Below are 19,621 nucleotides of genomic sequence, written 5' to 3'. Positions count from 1 at the left end.
ACACTCCATCAGGCGGCGCCGTCCGGGCCGCAGCATTCGTCGAAGGGCCTCGGCCGTGCCGTGGAGCGAGGCGACCTCCGACGAGCCGGAGTCGAGCCGATCCTCCCGAGCACCGGGAACCTTACCTTGGCTGAATCACCGAGCTGTGGCGGCGGTGAGGCACGAAAGGTGATGCCCCGCCAATATCCTGCGGCCGTGACAGGTTTGGTTACCGGCTCGTTATGGTTGCAAGGGCGCGCCGCGGCGGCGCCCGCCTCAAGCCACCTCCACCTGCACCACGCCGGGCACCGCCCGCAGCGCGCCCGCGACCTGCGGCGTGGCCTGATAGCGGTCCTTCAGGCGCACCTCGACCTCCCGCTCGCCGCCGTCGAGGATCAGGATCAGCGAGACCTCGCCCTCGCCGCGCAGGGTCAGGCGCTGCTGCACCGAACTGATGGCCCGGTCGTCGCGCAGGAAGATGCGCATGCCCTTCTGGTGACGGGCGGCGGCCTGATCGAGGGGCTCGGCCGTGGTGATGCGGGCGCGCACGTCCTCGCCCTCCAGATTGGCCTGGATCGTCAGCACCAGCGGGCGGCCGGGTTCGAGGATGTCGCGGTACTGGTTCAGCCCCTCCGAGAAGATGATCGCCTCGAAGTGGCCGGTCTGATCGGAGAGGATGACGATGCCGAGCTTGTTGCCGCTCTTGGTGCGCCGCTCCGAGCGATCGAGCACCGAGGCCGCGATCCGCCCGACGCTGGCCGTGCCCGCCCGCACCGCCCGGCAGAAATCGGCCCAGGACTGGACCCGCAGCTTTTCGAGGATCGGCCCGTACTCGTCGAGCGGGTGGCCCGAGAGGAAGAAGCCGACGGCGTCGCATTCGCGCTTGAGCTTGTCGGTGTGGGTCCAGAACTCGTGCGCCGGGATGCGCAGGCTCACATCCGCCGAGGCGACGCCGCCGAACATGTCGGTGATGCCCGAGGTCTCGGCCTCGGCCGCGCCCTGCGCCATCTTCATCATCGGCTCGACCGCCGCCCAGGCGCGGGCCCGGTCCGGCTCGATGCAGTCCAGCGCGCCGGCCGCGATCAGGTTCTCCAGCGTACGCTTGTTGACGTGGCGCGGGTTGAGGCGCCGGGCGAAGCAGGCAAGGTCCTTGAACGGCTTGTCGCCGCGCGCGGCGACGATCGATTCCACCGCCGCGCGGCCCACCCCCTTGATCGCGGCGAGCGCGTAGAGGATGCGCCCGTCCCGCACGTCGAAGACGACGCCGGAGGTGTTCACCGAGGGCGGCTCGACCGTGATCTTCAGGCGCTGCGCGTCCTGGCGGAATTCGGCGAGCTTGTCGGTGTTGTCGATGTCGAGCGTCATGGCCGCGGCCAGGAACTCGACCGGATAATTCGCCTTCAGATAGGCCGTCTGGTAGGTCACCAGCGCGTAGGCCGCCGCGTGGGACTTGTTGAAGCCGTAATCGGCGAACTTGGCCAAGAGGTCGAAGATCTCGTCGGCCTTGGCCTTGGTCAGCCCGCGCTCGATGCAGCCCTTCACGAAGCGGTCGCGCTGGGCGTCCATCTCCGCCTTGATCTTCTTGCCCATGGCGCGGCGGAGCATGTCGGCCTCGCCCAGCGTGTAGCCGGCGAGAACCTTGGCGACCTCCATCACCTGCTCTTGGTAGACGATGATCCCGAAGGTCTCCTTCAGGATCGGCTCCAGCATCGGGTGCGAGTACCAGCTCGCCTCGTTGCCGGCGTCGCGCCCGAGCTTGCGCTCGCAATAGACCGGGATGTTGGCCATCGGGCCCGGGCGGTAGAGCGCCACCAGCGCGATGATGTCCTCCAGGCGGTCGGCCTGCATCTCGCACAGCGCCTTGCGCATGCCGGCGGATTCCACCTGGAACACCGCCACCGTCTCGCCGCGCCCCATCGGCTCGTAGGTTTTTTTGTCGTCCAGGGGGATTTGAGCCAAATCCACATCGATGCCGCGCTGCTTCAGCAGGTCGGTGCAGCACCGCAGCATGGTGAGGGTCTTGAGCCCCAAGAAATCGAACTTCACGAGGCCGGCCTGCTCGACCCACTTCATGTTGAACTGGGTCACCCGCATGCCGGTCTTCGGGTCTCGGTAGAGCGGCACCAGCTCTTCGAGGGGCCGGTCGCCGATCACCACGCCGGCGGCGTGGGTCGAGGCGTGGCGGTGCAGGCCCTCCAGCTTCTTCGAGATCTCCATGAGCCGGGCGACGATCGGCTCCTCCTCGATCGCCTGCTGCAGCTTGGGCTCGCCCTCGATCGCCTGGACCAGCGTCACGGGGTTGGCCGGGTTCTGCGGCACGAGCTTGGTCAGCTTGTCGACCTGCCCGTAGGGCATCTCCAGCACGCGGCCGACGTCGCGCAGCACGCCGCGGGCGAGCAGGGTGCCGAAGGTGATGATCTGCCCGACCTGCCGCTCGCCGTAGCGCTGCTGCACGTAGCGGATCACCCGCTCGCGGCCCTCGACGCAGAAGTCGATGTCGAAGTCCGGCATCGAGACGCGTTCGGGGTTCAGGAAGCGCTCGAACAGCAGGCCGAAGCGGAGCGGGTCGAGATCGGTGATGAGGAGCGACCACGCCACCAGCGAGCCCGCGCCCGAGCCGCGGCCCGGCCCCACGGGAATGTCGTGATCCTTGGCCCACTTGATGAAGTCGGAGACGATCAGGAAGTAGCCCGGGAACTTCATCTTGACGATGACGTCGAGCTCGAACTTGAGCCGCGCGCGGTAATCCTCCTCCGTGAACCCCGGAGCGGTGCCGTGCTGCTTCAGACGAAGCTCCAGCCCGGCCTCGGCCTGCCGGCGCAGTTCGGTCGGCTCGTCGGCGGCCACCGCCTGGACCGGCGCGTCCGCGGCCTCGGCCAGGATTTCAGCCATGGGCGGGGCCTCGCTCGCGGCGACGCTGGCGAAGTTCGGCAGGATCGGCTTGCGGGTGCGCGCCCGAACGGCGCAGCGCATGGCGATCTCGACGGAGGCCGAGAGCGCATCCGGCAGATCGCGGAACAGCTCCATCATCGCCGCACGCGTGGTGAAGGCGTGGCGCGGCGTCAGCCGGCGGCGGCGCTCGTCGGAGACGAGGCGGCCGTCCGCGATGGCGAGCAGGGCATCGTGGGCGTCGTAATCGGCCGGTTTGGCGAAGAACGGCTCGTTGGTCGCGACGATGCCGAGACCGTTGCCGTCGGCGAGCCGCAGCAACTCGCGCTCGACGGCCGGGCCGTCCTCAAGGCCGTGGCGCTGGATCTCGACGTAGAGGCGGTCCGCGCCGAAGGCGGTCTTCAGGACCTCCAGCCGCTTGGCGGCCTGATCGTGGCGCCCGGCGCGCAGAGCCGTGTCGAGCGGGCCCGTGAACCCGCCGGTGAGCGCGATCAGCCCCTCGACGTTGCCCTCCAGCGCCGAGACGGCGAGATTGGGGGCGGCCCCGAGCGGACCGTCGAAATGTGCGCGGCTGCCCAGCCGCAGCAGGTTGCCGTAGCCGGTCTCGTCCTGTGCGAGCAGCACGATGTTGGCGCAGCCGGCCTGCGGCATGCGCGCCATCGGGTCGGGCGCCTCGAAACAGACCGTGAGCTGCAGCCCCGCGATCGGCTGGATGCCGGTGCCGGCCGCCTTCTCCGAGAATTCCAGCGCGCCGAACAGGTTGTTGGTGTCGGTGAGCGCGAGCGCGGGCTGCCGGTCGGCCGCCGCCGCCTTGACGAGGTCGGCGACCTTCACGCCGCCTTCCAGCAGCGAGTAGGACGAATGGACGTGGAGGTGGACGAAGCCGACGTCTTTGAGTGTGCGCGCCATGGGACCCTGCTCGGAGTCCCTCAAGATCGCCGCTCAAGGCCTTGCGAGTCTGTCACCGACGCGCCGCACCGGGAACGATATCCACCGCTCTTCGCCCGCCAAGCCGATCCGGCGTGGGGTGGCGGGCGGAATGGGTCCGCCCAGCGCTCTTTCCTGTGAGCAACGCATCCGGCGCCGGAACAAACCGCGCTCGAACGCGAACCCTTAGTGAATCGGCGCCAAGGCTACCGCCCAGAGCGCCACCGCACCGAAAAGAAGGCCGAAAGCGGTGAACTCGACGAGGCTGGTGAGGAACACGCGCTTGGTCATGGCTTCCACTCCGTGTTGATGGAGTGATTTTTGTTCCTGTTTTGTTCTGTGTAAAGCCTGGGAACGTGGTCGAGCGTTGGAATGGTGAACGATGTGTTGCCAGCGCCACGAACGAGGGCCGGGAGATGGGCACGCCAGCGCTCGGACGATTCCATGACCGGTTCGGATGAGAGACGGGTCCGTCCCGTCTTTGCGAGGCGGAGCCGAAGCAATCCAGGGCGCCGCTCACTCTCGATCAATCGCGCCGCTGGATCGCTTCGCATTCGCTCGCGATGACGGCGGCCGATCGAGCCAGAGGCTCGCGCCGTCAGGCCAACTGCTCGATCATCCCCTCGCGGATCGTCACCCGGCGGTCCATGCGGGCGGCGAGATCCATGTTGTGGGTCGCGATGAGCGCCGCGAGGCCCGAGGCGCGCACGAGCTGGAGCAGGATGTTGAACACCCGGCCCGAGGTCTGCGGGTCGAGGTTGCCGGTGGGCTCGTCGGCGAGCAGCAGGCGGGGGCCGTTGGCCACCGCGCGGGCGATGGCGACGCGCTGCTGCTCGCCGCCCGAGAGTTCGGCCGGGCGGTGCGGCAGGCGCTCCTTGAGGCCGAGGAAGCTCAGGAGTTCGGCCGCGCGCGCCTCCGCCTCCTTGCGGGCCAACCCGCGGATGAGCTGGGGCAGCACCACGTTCTCCAGCGCCGAGAACTCCGGCAGCAGGTGGTGGAACTGGTAGACGAAGCCCATCTCCTCGCGCCGCAGGCGGGTGCGCTCGGCATCCAACATGCCCGCGGTGGGCTGGCCGCCGATATAGACCTCGCCCCCGTCCGGGCGCTCCAGCAGGCCGGCGATGTGGAGCAGGGTCGACTTGCCCGCGCCCGAGGGGGCCACCAGCGCGACCAGTTCGCCCGGCCAGATCGCGAGATCGGTGCCGCGCAGGATCTCGAGCGCGCCCTCGCCCTGCCGGTAGCGGCGCTGGACGCCCGCGAAGAACAGGGCCGGCACCGGCTGGGCCGCGCCGGCATTCGTCTGAGCCATGATCGGGGCGTTCCGTCAGCCGTAGCGCAGGGCCTGCACCGGATCGAGCCGGGCGGCGCGCCACGAGGGATAGAGGGTCGCCACCAGCGACAGCAGGACCGAGGTGATCACGATGATCGTGACCTCGCTCGAGTTCATCTCGGCCGGGATCTCGGCGAGGAAGCGCACGGTGGGGTCCCAGGCGGTGGGAAACAGCGTGCGCTGGATCGGCTTGATGTTGAGGGTGAACAGCACGCCGCCGATCAGACCGATCGCCGTGCCTACGAGGCCGATCAGGGCTCCGTTGATGAGGAAGACCCGCATGATCGTGCCCGGCGTCGCCCCCATCGTGCGCAGGATCGCGATGTCCGAGGACTTGTCGCGCACGAGCAGGATCAGCCCCGAGATGATGTTGAGGGTCGCCACGATGACGATGAGGTTGAGAATGAGGAACATCACGTTCCGCTCCACCTCCAGAGCGCCGAAGAAGGTGCGGTTGGTCTGGCGCCAGTCGGTGAGCAGCACCGGGCGCTCGGCCGCCATCTCCAGGGGCTCGCGCATCTCGCCCACCGCATCGGCGTTGTCGATGTAGATCTCGATCACGCTGACGTCGCCGTCGCGGTTGAAGAAGGCCTGAGCCTCGGTGAGCGGCATGAAGGCCATGGTGGTGTCGAAATCGGTGACGCCGATCTCGAAGATCGCTTTGACGGTGTAGGTCTTGGTGCGCGGCGCGGTGCCGAAGGGCGTGCTCGCCCCCTTCGGCGTCGAGAGGGTGACCTGATCGCCCGCCTGGAGCCCGAGGGAATCGGCGAGCCGCTTGCCCAGCGCCACGCCCTCGCCGTCGTCGAAGCCCTCCAGCGTGCCGCTCTTGATGGCGGCGGAGACCGCCGGGATCTTCGGAAGGTCGGCCTCGCGCACACCGCGCACCAGCACCCCCGAGCCGCCATAGGGCGAGGAGGCGAAGGCCTGCCCCTGCACCATCGGCACCACGGCGCGCACCCCCGCGACCTTTTCCAGCCGGTCGGAGAGATCGACGTAGTCGGTGAAGAGCCGGTCGATCGGCGCGGCGAAGACGTGGCCGTTGAGCCCGATAATCTTGGAGCGCAACTCCGAGCGGAAGCCGTTCATCACCGAGAGCACGATGATGAGGGTGGCCACGCCCACCGCGATGCCGAGCACCGAGAACAGGGCCACCACCGAGACGCCGCCGCCCCGGCGGCGCGCCCGCAGGTAGCGCCCGGCGATGATCCACTCGAAGCCCGCGAAGGGCGGAGTCGAGGCGGCGGCGCGGGCGCTCTTCAGCCGTGCCAGCACGCCCCTCATGGTCCCGCCAACTCCCTTGCCCAGCGCGAGCGCCATCGGTGCCGGTTCCTAGACGCGCCGGATGCGGGCGGGCAGATCGACGGGATCGAGGGTCTCGCGCTCCCCGCTCGCGCGGCGCTTCAGCTCGATCTTGCCGTCGGCGAGTCCCTTCGGGCCGACGATCACCTGCCAGGGCAGGCCGATCAGGTCGGCGGTGGCGAACTTGGCACCCGGGCGCTCGTCGCGATCGTCGTAGAGGACCGACAGGCCGGCGGTCTCGAGCGCGGCCTGGATCTCGGCGCAGGCGCCGTCGCAGGCCGAATCCCCCACCTTGAGGTTGATGAGCGCCACGTCGAAGGGAGCGATCGCATCCGGCCAGATGATGCCGGCCTCGTCGTGGCTCGCCTCGATGGTCGCCGCCACGAGCCGGCTCGGGCCGATGCCGTAGGAGCCCATATGCACCGGCCGCTCCTGACCGTCCGGGCCAGTGACGACCGCCTTCATCGGCGTGGAATACTTGGTGCCGAAGTAGAAGATGTGGCCGACCTCAATGCCGCGGGCGGAGAGGCGGGAGGCCTCGGGCACCTCGGCGAAGACCGCCTCGTCGTGCATCTCGTCGGTGGCGGCGTAGTGCGAGGTCCAGGCATCGACCACGCCCTGGAGACCGGCCACGTCGTCGAAATCGACGGAGGGCGGCGGCACCGGCATGTCGAGATAGGTGCGGTCGCAGAAGACTTCGCTCTCGCCGGTCTTGGCGAGGATGATGAACTCGTGGCTGAGGTCGCCGCCGATCGGCCCCGTATCGGCGCGCATCGGGATCGCCCTGAGGCCCAGCGTCTCGAAGGTCCGGAGGTAGGAGACGAAGACCTTGTTGTAGGAGTGGCGCGCCGCGGCCTGATCGAGGTCGAAGGAGTAGCCGTCCTTCATCAGGAACTCGCGCGAGCGCATGGTGCCGAAGCGCGGGCGCACCTCGTCGCGGAACTTCCACGAGATCTGGTAGAGGTTCTTCGGCAGGTCCTTATAGGACCGCCCGCTCGCGCGAAAAATCTCGGTGACGACTTCCTCCGCGGTCGGACCGTAGAGCAGCTCTCGCTCGTGGCGATCCTTCAGGCGGAGCATCTCCTTGCCGTAGGCCTCGTAGCGGCCGGATTCGCGCCAGAGATCGGCCGCCTGGATCGTCGGCATCAGGATCTCGATGGCGCCCGCGCGATCCTGCTCGGCCCGGATCACGTCGCAGACCTTGTTGAGGACGCGCAGACCCAGCGGCAGCCACGCGTAGATCCCGGCGGCCTCCTGGCGGATCATGCCGGCGCGCAGCATCAGGCGATGCGAGACGATCTCCGCTTCCTTGGGCGTCTCACGCAGGATCGGCAGGAAGTAGCGGGAGAGACGCATCGATCGACCTTGGGAGACGGCGGGCGCGGCCGGCGGCGAGAAGGACCGGCCCGGCGTGCGGAGGCACACAACACATAGCGCCCACAAAACACAAGCGCCGCACGATCACAGGGTCGGCGCGCATTACGGCGGAAGGAAGCCGGCCAAACTCTCCTTCGACATGCCATCGCGCGAGGGTCGGAGACCGTTTGCCGCGAGCCTTGCAAAAAAGCGCCGCGAGCCTTCTCCGCCCTGATGACAAAGAGAAATCTTCTTCCTATAAGCAGCGCCGTGATGGTCGCAGCCCGCGAGGCAGCGCACGGTCCGGGTCTTGGGAGGAACAACCAGCCGCCGCGCCGTAAGAAATGCGCGAGAAAATCTGGCTGACATCGACTGCAAGTGTTCAAAGCAAGGCCTCGGGCCTTGCTTTTTTGTTTTTGTGCTCGAAACGCGCTTGAATGCTTTACAAGCGCGCGAGCGGGAAGATCAGCAGTGCCGCGAAGAACGCGATCCCGGCCACGACCGTCGTGAGCAGCGCCTTCTCCCGCAGGCGCGGGGCGGCGGGCGCTCCCGGATCCTGCCCCCGCACCAGCCGCTGCGGATCGGCCTCGGCGGCGTTGCCGATCGGCAGGATCGCGAACAGGAAGGTCCACCACAGGACAAAGTAGAGCGCGAAGGCGCCGAACACCGTGAGCGCGAACCCCTTCACGGCAACGAGGGCCAACAGGCCGACGAGCACCGCCACGGTCAGGAGCGTCAGCGGCGTCGAGGCGGTGACGGTGCGAAGGGGTGAACGGGTCATGGTTCTCGGAGGGTCTCGGTGCGGCCGGCGGGTCTGAAGGCTCAGACCTGCTCCAGCTCCACCAGCGTTCCCAGGAAGTCCTTGGGGTGGAGGAAGATCACCGGCTTGCCGTGGGCGCCGATCCTCGGCTCGCCCGTGCCGAGCACGCGGGCGCCGGCGGCCTTCATCTGGTCGCGGGCGGCGATGATGTCCTCGACCTCGTAGCAGACATGGTGGATGCCGCCGGCCGGGTTCTTGTCGACGAAGCCCTGGATCGTCGAGTTCTCGCCCAGCGGCGACATCAGCTCGACCTTGCTGTTGGGCAGTTCCACGAACACCACGGTGACGCCGTGTTCCGGCTGCGGCAGCGGCTCGGTGACCTTGGCGCCGAGCGTGTCGCGGTAGATGGCGGTCGCGGCGTCGAGATCCTTCACCGCGATGGCGACGTGGTTGAGCCGTCCGATCATTCTTTTTCCTCCCTGCCTGACCGCTTCCCCGTCACGGCGAGGCGGAGCCATCCAGAGCGCCGCCCCTTTCTGGGACGATCGCGCCGCTGGATCGCTTCGCTCACGCTCGCGATGACGGCGTGCTCAGGAGCCTATCACACCTCGACCACCTGCACGTGGCAGGCGGGCTTCTTGCCCCAGGCCTCGTTGACGGCGGAGCGCACGGCGCGGTCGACCGCGTTCTCCACGGCCTCCGAGTCCTTCATCTTGCCCCGCGAGAGGCCGTTGAGGGTGCGGTTGACCGTGTCCACCACCGTGTCGAGGAGCGGCTCGCCGCTGCGACCGCGGTTGGGCAGGCCCATGATGTCCACGGCCGGCTCGCCGATCACCTCGCCGCGCTCGTCGATGGCGATGGCCACCGAGACGATGCCGGTCTGGGACAGCTTGCGCCGCTCGGGGATCGCCCGGTCCTTGTGGTCGATGAGGACGTTGCCGTCCTTGTAGAGGCGCCCGGCCCGGACGTGCTCGACCACTTCCGGCTTGCCGGGAGCGAGCCGCACCACGGCGCCGTTGCGCGCCTTGACCACCGACTCGACGCCCTGCTTGCGGGCAAAGCGCGCATGCTCGTCGAGGTGCAGGGCCTCGCCGTGGACGGGCACGACCGATTTCGGCCGGGTCCAGCCGTACATCGCCACCATCTCCTCGCGCCGCGGATGGCCGGAGACGTGGACGAGTTCGGTGCGGTCGGTGATGACCTCGATGCCGGCCTCGATCAGATCGTTGATGATGGCGCCGACATCGCGCTCGTTGCCGGGAATGGCGCGGGAGGAGAAGATCACCCGGTCGCCCGCCGTCAGCGAGATCGCGGGATGGTCGTCGCGCGAGACCCGCGACATCGCCGCCCGCGGCTCGCCCTGCGAGCCCGTGAGCAGGCAGACCAACTTGTCGCGCGGCAGGTGTCCGTAGGACTCGGCCGAGAGGAAGTCCGGCAGGCCGTCGAGGTAGCCGCACTCGCGGGCGACATCGATGACCCGGTCCATGGCGCGGCCGACGGCGATGACCTGACGGCCGCAGGCCTGCGCGGCCAGCGCCACGGCGCGGATGCGGGCCACGTTGGAGGCGAAGGTCGTCACCGCCACGCGGTGCGGCGCCTCCGCGATCAGCTTGGCGAGCGTAGCCGACACCTCGGCCTCGCTCGGCGAGCTGCCCTCGCGCAGCACGTTGGTCGAGTCGCAGATCAGCGCCAGGATGCCCTCGTCGCCGAGCGCCTTGAACGCCTCCGGCGAGGTGGTGTCGCCGGCCACCGGCGTATCGTCGAGCTTCCAGTCGCCGGTATGGAGCACCAGGCCGTGCTCGGTGCGGATCGCCACCGCGTTCGACTCGGGGATCGAGTGCGCCACCGGCACGAACTCGAGTTCGAACGGACCGATGGTCACGCGCTTGCCCGGCTTGATCTCGCGCAGTTCCACCTTGGGCGCGCCGGGCTCGGAGAGACGGCGCGTCTCCAGAAGCTGCTTGGCGAAGCGCGTGGCGTAGACCGGCACCTTGAGGCGCGGCCACAGCTCCGAGATCGCGCCGATATGGTCCTCGTGCGCGTGGGTGATGAAGATGCCGAGGAGGTCCTTCTTGCGCTCCTCGATGAAGGTGAGATCTGGGAACATCAGATCGATGCCGGGCAAGCCTTCCTCGCCGGCAAATCCCATCCCGCAATCGACCATGATCCACTTGCGCGCCCGCTCGGGTCCGATCCCGTAGAGGCCCGCATTCATGCCGATCTCGCCCACGCCGCCGAGCGGCACGAAGACGAGTTCGTCCTGCCGTGTCGTCATCTTGTCCGTCTATCCAGTCTCAGGCCGCCGTCGCGGCACGTCCGAAATGCACCTCGCCCGCCGTCACGGTTCGTCGGGTTCCATCCGGGGCGAGGATCACGAGCCGCCCCCCCTCGTCGATCGTTTCAAAGATGCCCGTCAGCGTGGCCTCGGCCATGCGAACCGATACGGGGGCGCCGACCCCCGCCGCGCGCTCCAGCCACCGCCGCCGGATCGTTGGAAATCCGCGCCCCTTGTTCCAGATCCGGACCGCTTCGACAAACCGTTCCGACAGGAATTCGAACAGCCTCGGCGCATCCGCCGCGGAAAAGGCGGCCAGGGCCGCCGCCGGATAGGGCAAATTCTCGGGCACCGCCGCGACGTTGACGCCGAAACCGACCACGACGGCACGCCGTCCGCCCGGAAGCGTCTCGGCCTCAAGCAGGATGCCGGCAATTTTCCCGCCCTCGGCGAGAACGTCGTTGGGCCATTTCAGATGGATGGCGGCCGAGGCCGAAGCAAGACCGTGCGGCGCTCCTGCATCCCCGCTCCCCTCATGCGGGACGAAGGCTCTACCGACCTCGTCGTCGCCAGAGCGAACCGGTCGGCGACGGTGAGGGGGCGTTTCCGGAAGAGCCTCATCCGAAGGCGCGCCCTCACCCCCGCTACCGCTCGTCGCGCCGACGACAGGGTCGCCGCGACCCTCTCCCCGCGTGCGGGGCGAGGGGTTCACCCGGCAGGCGTCGTGCAGAGCGTCCACCAATGCGCAACCGGCCACGAAACCGAGCGTCGCGACCATCTCCGGCGCGACACCCGCCACCGGCAGCAACAGGCTCGCAGCAAGGTTGCCCTCCGGCGAGGTCCAGGCGTTGCCGCGGCGGCCGCGGCCGGCCTCCTGGCGCTGGGTCGTGACCCAGAGCGGGCCCGGCTCGCCGCCATGGGCGAGGCGCAAGGCCTCGCTGTTCGTCGAGTCGAGCCGGTCGTGGCTGTGGAGCCGGTAGCCTTCGGTCCGGGCGGCTTGGCTCAGCCGGAACTGCATCTGCCTCAGAACAGCGCCTTCGCCGCATCGCCCGCCGCCGCGACCAGCGGGGCCGGGATGAGGAAGAACAGCACCACGACCGCGCTCGACACGCCGAGCACGATGGCCGAGCCCGGCGGGATCCGCTCGTAGGGCGCCTGGGCCTCGTCGAAGTACATCACCTTGACGAGGCGCAGGTAGTAGAAGGCGCCGACGACGCTGGTGACCACGCCGACCACGGCAAGCGTGACGAGGCCTGCCTGGATCGCTGCGGCGAAGACGTAGAACTTCGCGAAGAACCCGGCCAGCGGCGGGATGCCGGCGAGCGAGAACATCATCGCGGCAAGGCAGAAGGCCAGCCAGGGATGGGTGCGCGAGAGGCCCGACAGGTCGTCGATCGTCTCGAACATCCGGTCCTTGCGGCGGAGCGACAGCAGCACCGCGAAGGCGCCGAGCGTCATCGCGAGATAGATGATCATGTAGATCACCACGCTGCGGATGCCCTCCTCCGAGCCGGCGGCGAGGCCGATCAGGGCGTAGCCGACATTGCCGATGGAGGAATAGGCCATCAGGCGCTTGATGTTGCGCTGGCCGATCGCGGCGAAGGAACCGAGCGCCATCGAGGCGATCGAGACGAAGATGATGATCTGCTGCCAGACCGCCGTCATGTCGGGGAAGGCCCCGATGAACACGCGCACCGTCATCGCCATGGCGGCGATCTTCGGCGCGGAGCCGAAGAAGGCGGTCACCGGCGTGGGCGAGCCCTCGTAGACGTCCGGCGTCCACATGTGGAACGGCACGGCCGCGAGCTTGAAGGCGACGCCGGCGGCCACGAACACGATGCCGAGCACGATGCCGAAGCTCGCCGGCCCGTCGAGCGCGGTGACGATGCCGGGGAAGGAGACCGTGCCGGTGAAGCCGTAGACCAGCGACGAGCCGTAGAGCAGCATGCCGGAGGAGAGCGCGCCGAGCACGAAGTACTTCAGCCCGGCCTCGGTGGATTTGGCGTCGTCGCGGTGGAAGGCGGCGATGACGTAGGCCGCGAGCGATTGCAGCTCCAGCCCGAGATAGAGCGAGATCAGGTCGTTGGCCGAGGCCATGACCAGCATGCCGATGGTGCAGAGCACGATCAGGATCGGGTATTCGAACCGGTCGATGCGCTCGCGCTGGAAGTAGTCGCGCGAGAGCAGGATGGTCGCCGAGGAGCCGATCAGGATCAGCGCCTTCATGATCCGCGCGAACGGATCGGCGATGAAGGCGCCGTTCAGCGTCGTGACCCGGCCGGTCTGCGTGACCACGAGGAAGAAGGTGAAGATCAGGAGGATCAGCGCGCCGACATTGACGCCCTCGGACGAGCGCTCGCCGCGCCAAGCGCCGTAGAGCACGAGCAGGAGCGCGCCGACGCTCAGCACGATCTCCGGCAGGACCGGCGTGATCGCCGGCAGGACGGACTGGATCGGTGTCATCGCGCGGCGGCCTCGATGGTCGCGAGGTGGGACTTCGGGGACTCGGCGGCGCCCGTCCGGGCGGCGGCGTCCTTGGCGGCGGTCTGCGTGGTGGCCAGCGCGGCGCGCATGTTCTGCATCAGCGCCTCGGTCGAGGGCGCGAAGGTGTCGAGGATGGGCGCCGGGTGGACGCCGTACCAGATCGTCAGGGCAACGAGCGGCGCGATGATGATCTTTTCGCGGTTGTCGAGGTCGAGGATGCCCTGGAGGTTGGGCTTCTCGAGCTTCCCGTAGATCACCCGGGCGTAGAGCCACAGCGCGTAGCCGGCCGAGAGGATGATGCCGAAGACCGAGAAGAAGGCGACCGTGGGGTTGGCCCGGAAGGCGCCCATCATCGCCAGGAACTCGCCGACGAATCCCGAGGTGCCCGGCAGGCCGACATTGGCCATGGTGAAGACCATCATGGCGACGGCGAAGAGCGGCATCCGCTTCACCAAGCCGCCATAGGCCGCGATCTCGCGGGTGTGCATCCGGTCGTAGACGACGCCGACGCAGAGGAAGAGCGCGCCCGAGACGATGCCGTGGGAAATCATCAGGAACAGCGCGCCCTGGATGCCCTGCTCGTTGAGCGTGAACAGGCCCAGCGTCACGAAGCCCATATGCGCCACCGACGAGTAGGCGATCAGCTTCTTGATGTCGGTCTGCATCATCGCGATGAGCGAGGTGAAGATGATCGCGATCACCGAGAGGGCGAAGACGAGCGGGGCGAAGGTGTGGCTCGCATCCGGCAGCATCGGCAGCGAGATCCGGATGAAGCCGTAGCCGCCCATCTTGAGCAGGATGCCCGCCAGGATGACCGAGCCCGCGGTCGGCGCCTCGACGTGGGCGTCGGGCAGCCACGTATGGACCGGCCACATCGGCATCTTCACCGCGAAGGAAGCGAAGAAGGCGAGCCAGAGCCAGGTCTGCATGTGCACGGGGAAGCGGTGCGCCAGCAGCGTCGGGATGTCGGTGGTGCCGGCCTCCCAGTACATCGCCATGATGGCGAGCAGCATCAGCACCGAGCCGAGCAGGGTGTAGAGGAAGAACTTGAAGCTGGCGTAGATGCGCCGCTTGCCGCCCCAGATGCCGATGATGAGGAACATCGGGATCAGGCCTGCCTCGAAGAACAGGTAGAACAGCACCAGATCGAGCGAGCAGAACACGCCGATCATCGTCGTTTCCAGCACGAGGAAGGCGACGAAGTACTCCTTGACCCGGCTTTCGATGGAGAGCCACGAGGCCCCGATGCAGAACGGCATCAGGAAGGTGGTCAGCAGGATCAGCGGCATCGAGAAGCCGTCGACGCCGAGCTTGAACCGGATCGTCTCGGCGAGCCAGGCGTGGCTCTCGACCAGCTGGAAGCTCGGGCTCGCGATGTCGTAGCGCGCCCAGGCCACCAGCGAGAGCAGGAAGGTGACGACCGTCGTGATCAGCGCCGCCCAGCGGGCGTTGCGCTTCACCGCCGCCGTCTCCTCGCCGAGGGTGAGGATGAAGGCGGCGCCGGCCAGCGGGACGATCAGCAGCCCTGAGAGAATGCCGAGGCCGAGCATCAGTGGGTCACTCCCGGGGTTCCCGCCGGCACGCCGGAGACGAGGTACCACGTGATCAGGCCGGCGACCCCGACGAGCATCACGAAGGCGTAGTGGTAGACGTAGCCGGTTTGGAGACGGACCACGCCGCGGGTGACGTCGACGACCCGGGCCGAGATGCCGTCGGGGCCGAGGCCGTCAATGACGCGCCCGTCGCCCTCCTTCCAGAGGAACAGGCCGAAGTTCTTGGCCGGACGCACGAAAATCCGGTCGTAGATCTCGTCGAAGTACCACTTGTTGAGGAGGAAGCGGTACAGGATCGGCTGAGATTCCGCGAGACGATGCGGCATGTCCGGCCGGCGGAGATACATCCAGAAGGCCAGGAGGAAGCCGAGCACCAGCATCATGAAGGGCGAGGCGGCGACCCAGCCCGGCGCGTCGTGGATCTTGTGCATGATGTCGTTGCCGGACCCGTGCGGGAGCGCGTTGCCCCAGAACTTGTCCATGTCGTGCCCGATGAACCGCTCCTTGAAGATCAGGCCGGCGAACAGGGCACCGAAGGCCAGAATCGCGAGCGGGATCGTCATCACGAGCGGGCTCTCGTGCGGCGTATGGGGCGCGTGGTCGTGATGCTCGACCGCGCTGTGCGAGGCCGGCTCGACGTCGTGGCCGTGATCGTCGTGGGCGACGCCCTCGTGGTGCCCCGGCTTGCCGTCCGCCTGGTGGGCATGGGCAGCGTGCGCGTGATCGTCATGCGCGTGATCGTCGTGGCCGTGGGCGCCATGCGCCACCCAGCGCTGCGGTCCCTCGAAGGTGAGGAAGAACAGGCGCCAGGAGTAGAACGAGGTCATCAGCGCGGCGATCACGGTGGCGAGGAACGCCAGCACGTGGCCCGGGCGGTCCGACATGTAGGCCGCCTCGATGATCGCGTCCTTGGAGTAGTAGCCGGAGGTGAAGGGGAAGCCGATCAGCGCGATCGTGCCGATCGTCATCATCGCCGTGGTGAAGGGGATGTAGCGGCGCAGGCCCCCCATGTTCCGCATGTCCTGCTCGTGATGCATCGCGTGGATGACCGAGCCGGCGCCGAGGAACAGCAGCGCCTTGAAGAAGGCGTGGGTGAAGAGGTGGAACACGCCCGTGGCGTAGGCGCCGACGCCCAGGCCGACGAACATGTAGCCGAGCTGCGAGCAGGTCGAGTAGGCGATGACCCGCTTGATGTCGTTCTGCACGAGGCCGACGGTGGCCGCGAAGAAGGCGGTGATGCCGCCGATGACGGTGACGACGGTGAGCGCGGTCGGGGCCAGCTCGAAGAGCGGTGAGAGGCGCGCGACCATGAACACGCCCGCGGTGACCATGGTGGCGGCATGGATGAGCGCCGAGACCGGGGTCGGGCCCTCCATCGCGTCGGGAAGCCAAGTGTGCAGCAGGAACTGCGCCGACTTGCCCATGGCTCCCATGAACAGGAGCAGGCAGGCGAGCGTCAGGGCGTGCCACTCATGGCCAAGGAAATGGAAGGTCGCGTCCTTCAGCTCCGGGGCCTTGGCGAAGATCGCGTCGAAACCGACCGAGCCCGTGAGGACGAAGACGAGGAAGATGCCGAGGGAGAAGCCGAAATCGCCGACACGGTTGACGATGAAGGCCTTCATCGCCGCCGCATTGGCCGAGGGCTTCTCGTACCAGAAGCCGATCAGCAGGTAGGAGGCGAGACCGACGCCCTCCCAGCCGAAGAACATCTGCACGAGGTTGTCGGCCGTCACCAGCATCAGCATGGCGAAGGTGAACAGCGACAGGTAGGCGAAGAAGCGCGGCCGGTGCGGATCCTCGTGCATGTAGCCGATGGAGTAGAGGTGCACGAGGGTCGAGACCGAGGTCACGACGACGAGCATCACCGCGGTCAGCGTGTCGACCTTGAAGGCCCAATCGACGGTGAGGTCGCCGGCGCTGAACCACTGCGCGACGGGCACGGTCTCCGCGCGGCCGTCGCCGGTCACGAGGAAGAAGGCGCCCCAGGAGAGCAGGGCCGCGAAGGCGAGGCAGCCCGTCGTCACGAGTTCGCTCATCCGCGCGCCGATGCGCCGGCCGAACAGGCCGGCGATCAGGGCGCCGATCAGCGGGAAGAAGACGATCGCGTGATACATGGAATTCGATTGCCTCGCAGCAGGCGGACGAAGGGGCGGCGCTCTTTGCGAGAGCCGTCAGCCCTTCATCATGCTCACGTCCTCGACGGCGATGGAGCCGCGGTTGCGGAAGAACACCACCAGGATCGCGAGCCCGATCGCGGCTTCCGCCGCGGCGACCGTCAGCACGAACAGGGCGAAGACCTGTCCGGTGATGTCGTTGAGGTGGGTCGAGAAGGCGACGAGGTTGATGTTCACGGCGAGCAGGATCAGCTCGACCGACATCAGGATGACGATGACGTTCTTGCGGTTGATGAAGATGCCGAGCACGCCGAGCGTGAACAGGATCGCGGCAACCGTCAGGTAGTGGCTCACTCCGATCATCGGCTTCAGACCTCCACACCCTGACGCGAGGGCACCTTGATGGTGTCGACCGCCATGCCTTGTGTGCGGGCGTTCTGCACGGCGATGTTCTGACGCTTGACGCCGGTGCGCTCGCGCAGGGTCAGCACGATGGCGCCGATCATCGCCACCAGCAGGATCAGGCCGGCGATCTGGAAGAAGTAGACGTAATCCGTGTAGAGCACCCGGCCGAGCGCCTGGGTGTTGGTGAGGCTCTCGCCGTGGGCGGCGCGGCCCAGAGGCGCCTGCACGAGGCCCGGATCGATGGTCCAAGTGCCCACCACCAGCAGCAGCTCGATCAGGAAGATCGCCCCGATCAGCCCGCCGATCGGCAGGTAGCGCTGAAAGCCCTGGCGGAGCGCGGCGAAGTCCACGTCGAGCATCATCACGACGAAGAGGAACAGCACCGCGACGGCGCCGACATAGACGACGACGAGGATCATCGCCAGGAACTCGGCGCCCATCAGCACGAACAGCCCGGCGGCGTTCACGAAGGCGAGGATCAGGAACAACACCGAGGTCACGGGGTTCCTGGCAGCGATCACCATGAAGCCCGAGGCCACGGCGAAGCCCGCGAAGAGATAGAAGAAGGCGGCGGCTGCGGTCATGCGATTTTCAGCATCGGCCGCTCGAGCGAGCGGCTCCCTTCTGCCTCGGTGGACCCTCGGCCGCAGTCGGCGGCCCGTCTATAGAACTCGGTCTTGCGGCGCACAACCGCGCGCCGTTGGACTTCAGCGGTACGGCGCGTCCATCGCGATGTTGCGGGCGATCTCGCGCTCCCAGCGGTCACCGTTCGCGAGCAGCTTCTCCTTGTCGTAGAGCAGCTCCTCGCGGGTCTCGACCGAGAACTCGAAATTCGGACCCTCGACGATGGCATCGACCGGGCAGGCCTCCTGGCACATGCCGCAATAGATGCACTTCACCATGTCGATGTCGTAGCGCGTGGTGCGCCGCGTGCCGTCGTTGCGGCGCGGACCCGCCTCGATGGTGATCGCCTGGGCCGGGCAGATCGCCTCGCAGAGCTTGCAGGCGATGCAGCGCTCCTCGCCGTTGGGGTAGCGGCGCAGGGCGTGCTCCCCGCGGAAGCGAGGACCCCGATGGCCCATCTCGAAGGGGTAGTTGATCGTGGCCTTCGGCTTGAAGAAATACTTCATGGCGAGGAAGAACCCCGACACGAACTCCTTCAGGAGGAGGCTTCTGGCGACCTGATCGAGCTTCACGGCGCGATCTCCGATGCGGTTGCGATCAGGCTCCCGGCGCGAGGCCGGTGAGCTTCAGGACGAAGGCGACGACGATGACCGAGATCAGCGAGAGCGGGAGGAAGACCTTCCAGCCCAGCCGCATGAGCTGATCGTAGCGGTAGCGGGGCACCATGGCCTTCACCATGGCGATCATGAAGAACAGGAAGCTGGCCTTCAGGGCGAACCAGATCACGCCCGGCACCCAGGTGAAGGGCACGAAGGGAATCGGCGAGAGCCAGCCGCCCAGGAACAGCACCGTGCCGAGGGCGCACATGGTCATGATCGCCACGTACTCGCCGAGCATGAACAGCAGGTACGGGGTCGAGGAGTACTCGACCATGTAGCCCGCCACGAGTTCCGACTCGGCCTCCGGCAGGTCGAAGGGCGGGCGGTTGGTCTCGGCCAGCGCCGAGACGAAGAACACCGCGAACATCGGGAACAGCCAGAGCCAGTACCAGCCGAACAGGCCGAGCGCCGTATCCTGCGCCATGACGATGCGCGAGAGGTTCAGGCTCCCGGCGCAGAGCAGCACGCAGATGATGACGAAGCCGAGCGAGACCTCGTAGGAGATCATCTGCGCCGCCGAACGGAGCGCGCCGAGGAAGGCGTATTTCGAGTTCGAGGCCCAGCCGCCCATGATGACGCCGTAGACGCCCAGGCTGGAGATCGCGAAGATGTAGGTGATGCCGACATTGATGTCGGCGATCGCCCAGCCGTCGGCGAGCGGGATCACCGCCCAGGACGCCAGCGCCAGCATGGCGAAGACCAGCGGTGCGAGCAGGTAGATCGCCTTGTTGGCGCCGGCCGGAATCACCGGCTCCTTCAGCACGAACTTCAGGAGGTCGGCGAAGGACTGGAGCAGACCGAACGGTCCGACCACGTTCGGGCCGCGGCGCAGTTGCACCGCCGCCCAGATCTTGCGGTCCGCCAGCAGCGCGAAGGCGATGAAGACGAGCAACGCTGCGAGCAGCACGAAGCTCTTCAGCGCGATCAGGAGGACGGTGCCGAGCACTTCCCAGAAGGTCATCGGTGG

General features: G+C 67.7%; 15 protein-coding genes. All 15 read right to left on the bottom strand.

Going from position 1 to position 19,621, the window contains the following annotated elements; genetic code table 11:
* Positions 1 to 255 precede the first annotated feature (255 nt).
* The 15 genes from dnaE to nuoH all read right to left on the bottom strand — a co-directional run bounded on the left by dnaE (position 256) and on the right by nuoH (position 19,615).
* On the bottom strand, positions 256 to 3,777 hold the full coding sequence (gene dnaE, locus ACPCJR_RS18720) for a DNA polymerase III subunit alpha (protein WP_391513169.1): 3,522 nt from the start codon (positions 3,775 to 3,777) through the stop codon (positions 256 to 258).
* A 616-nt stretch (positions 3,778 to 4,393) separates the two neighbouring features.
* Positions 4,394 to 5,104, bottom strand: coding sequence for an ABC transporter ATP-binding protein (locus ACPCJR_RS18715; protein WP_391513171.1), 711 nt, complete (start codon positions 5,102 to 5,104; stop codon positions 4,394 to 4,396).
* Positions 5,105 to 5,119: 15 nt separating this feature from the next.
* Positions 5,120 to 6,442 (bottom strand): lipoprotein-releasing ABC transporter permease subunit, encoded by a 1,323-nt coding sequence (locus ACPCJR_RS18710; RefSeq protein WP_110351734.1) that lies wholly within the window; start codon positions 6,440 to 6,442, stop codon positions 5,120 to 5,122.
* A 12-nt stretch (positions 6,443 to 6,454) separates the two neighbouring features.
* Positions 6,455 to 7,780 carry a proline--tRNA ligase gene (proS, locus tag ACPCJR_RS18705; RefSeq protein WP_391513173.1) on the bottom strand — a complete coding sequence of 442 codons (1,326 nt, stop codon included), beginning with the start codon at positions 7,778 to 7,780 and terminating at the stop codon, positions 6,455 to 6,457.
* A gap of 442 nt (positions 7,781 to 8,222) precedes the next feature.
* Positions 8,223 to 8,561, bottom strand: a complete 339-nt coding sequence (locus tag ACPCJR_RS18700) for a DUF1467 family protein (RefSeq protein WP_391513175.1) — start codon at positions 8,559 to 8,561, stop codon at positions 8,223 to 8,225.
* Between the two features lie 41 nt (positions 8,562 to 8,602).
* Positions 8,603 to 9,007 carry a methylmalonyl-CoA epimerase gene (mce, locus tag ACPCJR_RS18695; RefSeq protein WP_110351737.1) on the bottom strand — a complete coding sequence of 135 codons (405 nt, stop codon included), beginning with the start codon at positions 9,005 to 9,007 and terminating at the stop codon, positions 8,603 to 8,605.
* Between the two features lie 134 nt (positions 9,008 to 9,141).
* Entirely contained in the window at positions 9,142 to 10,815 is a 1,674-nt protein-coding gene (locus ACPCJR_RS18690; RefSeq protein WP_391513177.1) for a ribonuclease J, read from the bottom strand.
* A gap of 19 nt (positions 10,816 to 10,834) precedes the next feature.
* On the bottom strand, positions 10,835 to 11,833 hold the full coding sequence (locus ACPCJR_RS18685; protein ID WP_391513179.1) for a biotin--[acetyl-CoA-carboxylase] ligase: 999 nt from the start codon (positions 11,831 to 11,833) through the stop codon (positions 10,835 to 10,837).
* A 5-nt stretch (positions 11,834 to 11,838) separates the two neighbouring features.
* Positions 11,839 to 13,278: an NADH-quinone oxidoreductase subunit NuoN gene (gene nuoN, locus ACPCJR_RS18680; protein WP_391513181.1), complete on the bottom strand. Its 1,440-nt coding sequence runs from the start codon at positions 13,276 to 13,278 to the stop codon at positions 11,839 to 11,841.
* A complete protein-coding gene (locus ACPCJR_RS18675; protein ID WP_391513183.1) occupies positions 13,275 to 14,849 on the bottom strand; it encodes an NADH-quinone oxidoreductase subunit M in 1,575 nt (524 codons plus the stop codon). Before ACPCJR_RS18675 ends, nuoN begins: the two co-directional genes overlap by 4 nt.
* The gene (nuoL, locus tag ACPCJR_RS18670) at positions 14,849 to 16,966 is read right to left on the bottom strand and encodes an NADH-quinone oxidoreductase subunit L (protein ID WP_391513185.1); all 2,118 of its coding nucleotides are present in this window, start codon (positions 16,964 to 16,966) and stop codon (positions 14,849 to 14,851) included. The genes ACPCJR_RS18675 and nuoL overlap by 1 nt, the downstream gene beginning before the upstream one ends.
* Positions 16,967 to 17,023: 57 nt before the next feature.
* Positions 17,024 to 17,329 (bottom strand): NADH-quinone oxidoreductase subunit NuoK, encoded by a 306-nt coding sequence (gene nuoK, locus ACPCJR_RS18665; protein ID WP_110351743.1) that lies wholly within the window; start codon positions 17,327 to 17,329, stop codon positions 17,024 to 17,026.
* Between the two features lie 5 nt (positions 17,330 to 17,334).
* Complete coding sequence (locus ACPCJR_RS18660; protein ID WP_391513187.1) at positions 17,335 to 17,955, bottom strand: NADH-quinone oxidoreductase subunit J; 621 nt, start codon at positions 17,953 to 17,955, stop codon at positions 17,335 to 17,337.
* Between the two features lie 123 nt (positions 17,956 to 18,078).
* Complete coding sequence (nuoI, locus tag ACPCJR_RS18655) at positions 18,079 to 18,567, bottom strand: NADH-quinone oxidoreductase subunit NuoI (RefSeq protein WP_110351745.1); 489 nt, start codon at positions 18,565 to 18,567, stop codon at positions 18,079 to 18,081.
* A 25-nt stretch (positions 18,568 to 18,592) separates the two neighbouring features.
* Positions 18,593 to 19,615 carry an NADH-quinone oxidoreductase subunit NuoH gene (nuoH, locus tag ACPCJR_RS18650; RefSeq protein ID WP_110351746.1) on the bottom strand — a complete coding sequence of 341 codons (1,023 nt, stop codon included), beginning with the start codon at positions 19,613 to 19,615 and terminating at the stop codon, positions 18,593 to 18,595.
* Positions 19,616 to 19,621 lie beyond the last annotated feature (6 nt).

This window comes from Methylobacterium sp. NPDC097929 (assembly GCF_049543375.1).
GTDB lineage: Bacteria > Pseudomonadota > Alphaproteobacteria > Rhizobiales > Beijerinckiaceae > Methylobacterium.
This window is presented reverse-complemented; position numbering and strand designations above follow the sequence as displayed.

Coding starts and splice junctions, on each gene's coding strand:
- ACPCJR_RS18675 (WP_391513183.1), bottom strand. CDS start 14,849: ATGCTCGGCCTCGGCATTCTCTCAGGGCTGCTGATCGTCCCGCTGGCC.
- ACPCJR_RS18660 (WP_391513187.1), bottom strand. CDS start 17,955: ATGACCGCAGCCGCCGCCTTCTTCTATCTCTTCGCGGGCTTCGCCGTG.
- ACPCJR_RS18710 (WP_110351734.1), bottom strand. CDS start 6,442: ATGGCGCTCGCGCTGGGCAAGGGAGTTGGCGGGACCATGAGGGGCGTG.
- nuoK (WP_110351743.1), bottom strand. CDS start 17,329: ATGATCGGAGTGAGCCACTACCTGACGGTTGCCGCGATCCTGTTCACG.
- nuoL (WP_391513185.1), bottom strand. CDS start 16,966: ATGTATCACGCGATCGTCTTCTTCCCGCTGATCGGCGCCCTGATCGCC.
- dnaE (WP_391513169.1), bottom strand. CDS start 3,777: ATGGCGCGCACACTCAAAGACGTCGGCTTCGTCCACCTCCACGTCCAT.
- mce (WP_110351737.1), bottom strand. CDS start 9,007: ATGATCGGACGGCTCAACCACGTCGCCATCGCGGTGAAGGATCTCGAC.
- ACPCJR_RS18700 (WP_391513175.1), bottom strand. CDS start 8,561: ATGACCCGTTCACCCCTTCGCACCGTCACCGCCTCGACGCCGCTGACG.
- nuoH (WP_110351746.1), bottom strand. CDS start 19,615: ATGACCTTCTGGGAAGTGCTCGGCACCGTCCTCCTGATCGCGCTGAAG.
- ACPCJR_RS18685 (WP_391513179.1), bottom strand. CDS start 11,833: ATGCAGTTCCGGCTGAGCCAAGCCGCCCGGACCGAAGGCTACCGGCTC.
- ACPCJR_RS18690 (WP_391513177.1), bottom strand. CDS start 10,815: ATGACGACACGGCAGGACGAACTCGTCTTCGTGCCGCTCGGCGGCGTG.
- proS (WP_391513173.1), bottom strand. CDS start 7,780: ATGCGTCTCTCCCGCTACTTCCTGCCGATCCTGCGTGAGACGCCCAAG.
- ACPCJR_RS18715 (WP_391513171.1), bottom strand. CDS start 5,104: ATGGCTCAGACGAATGCCGGCGCGGCCCAGCCGGTGCCGGCCCTGTTC.
- nuoN (WP_391513181.1), bottom strand. CDS start 13,278: ATGACACCGATCCAGTCCGTCCTGCCGGCGATCACGCCGGTCCTGCCG.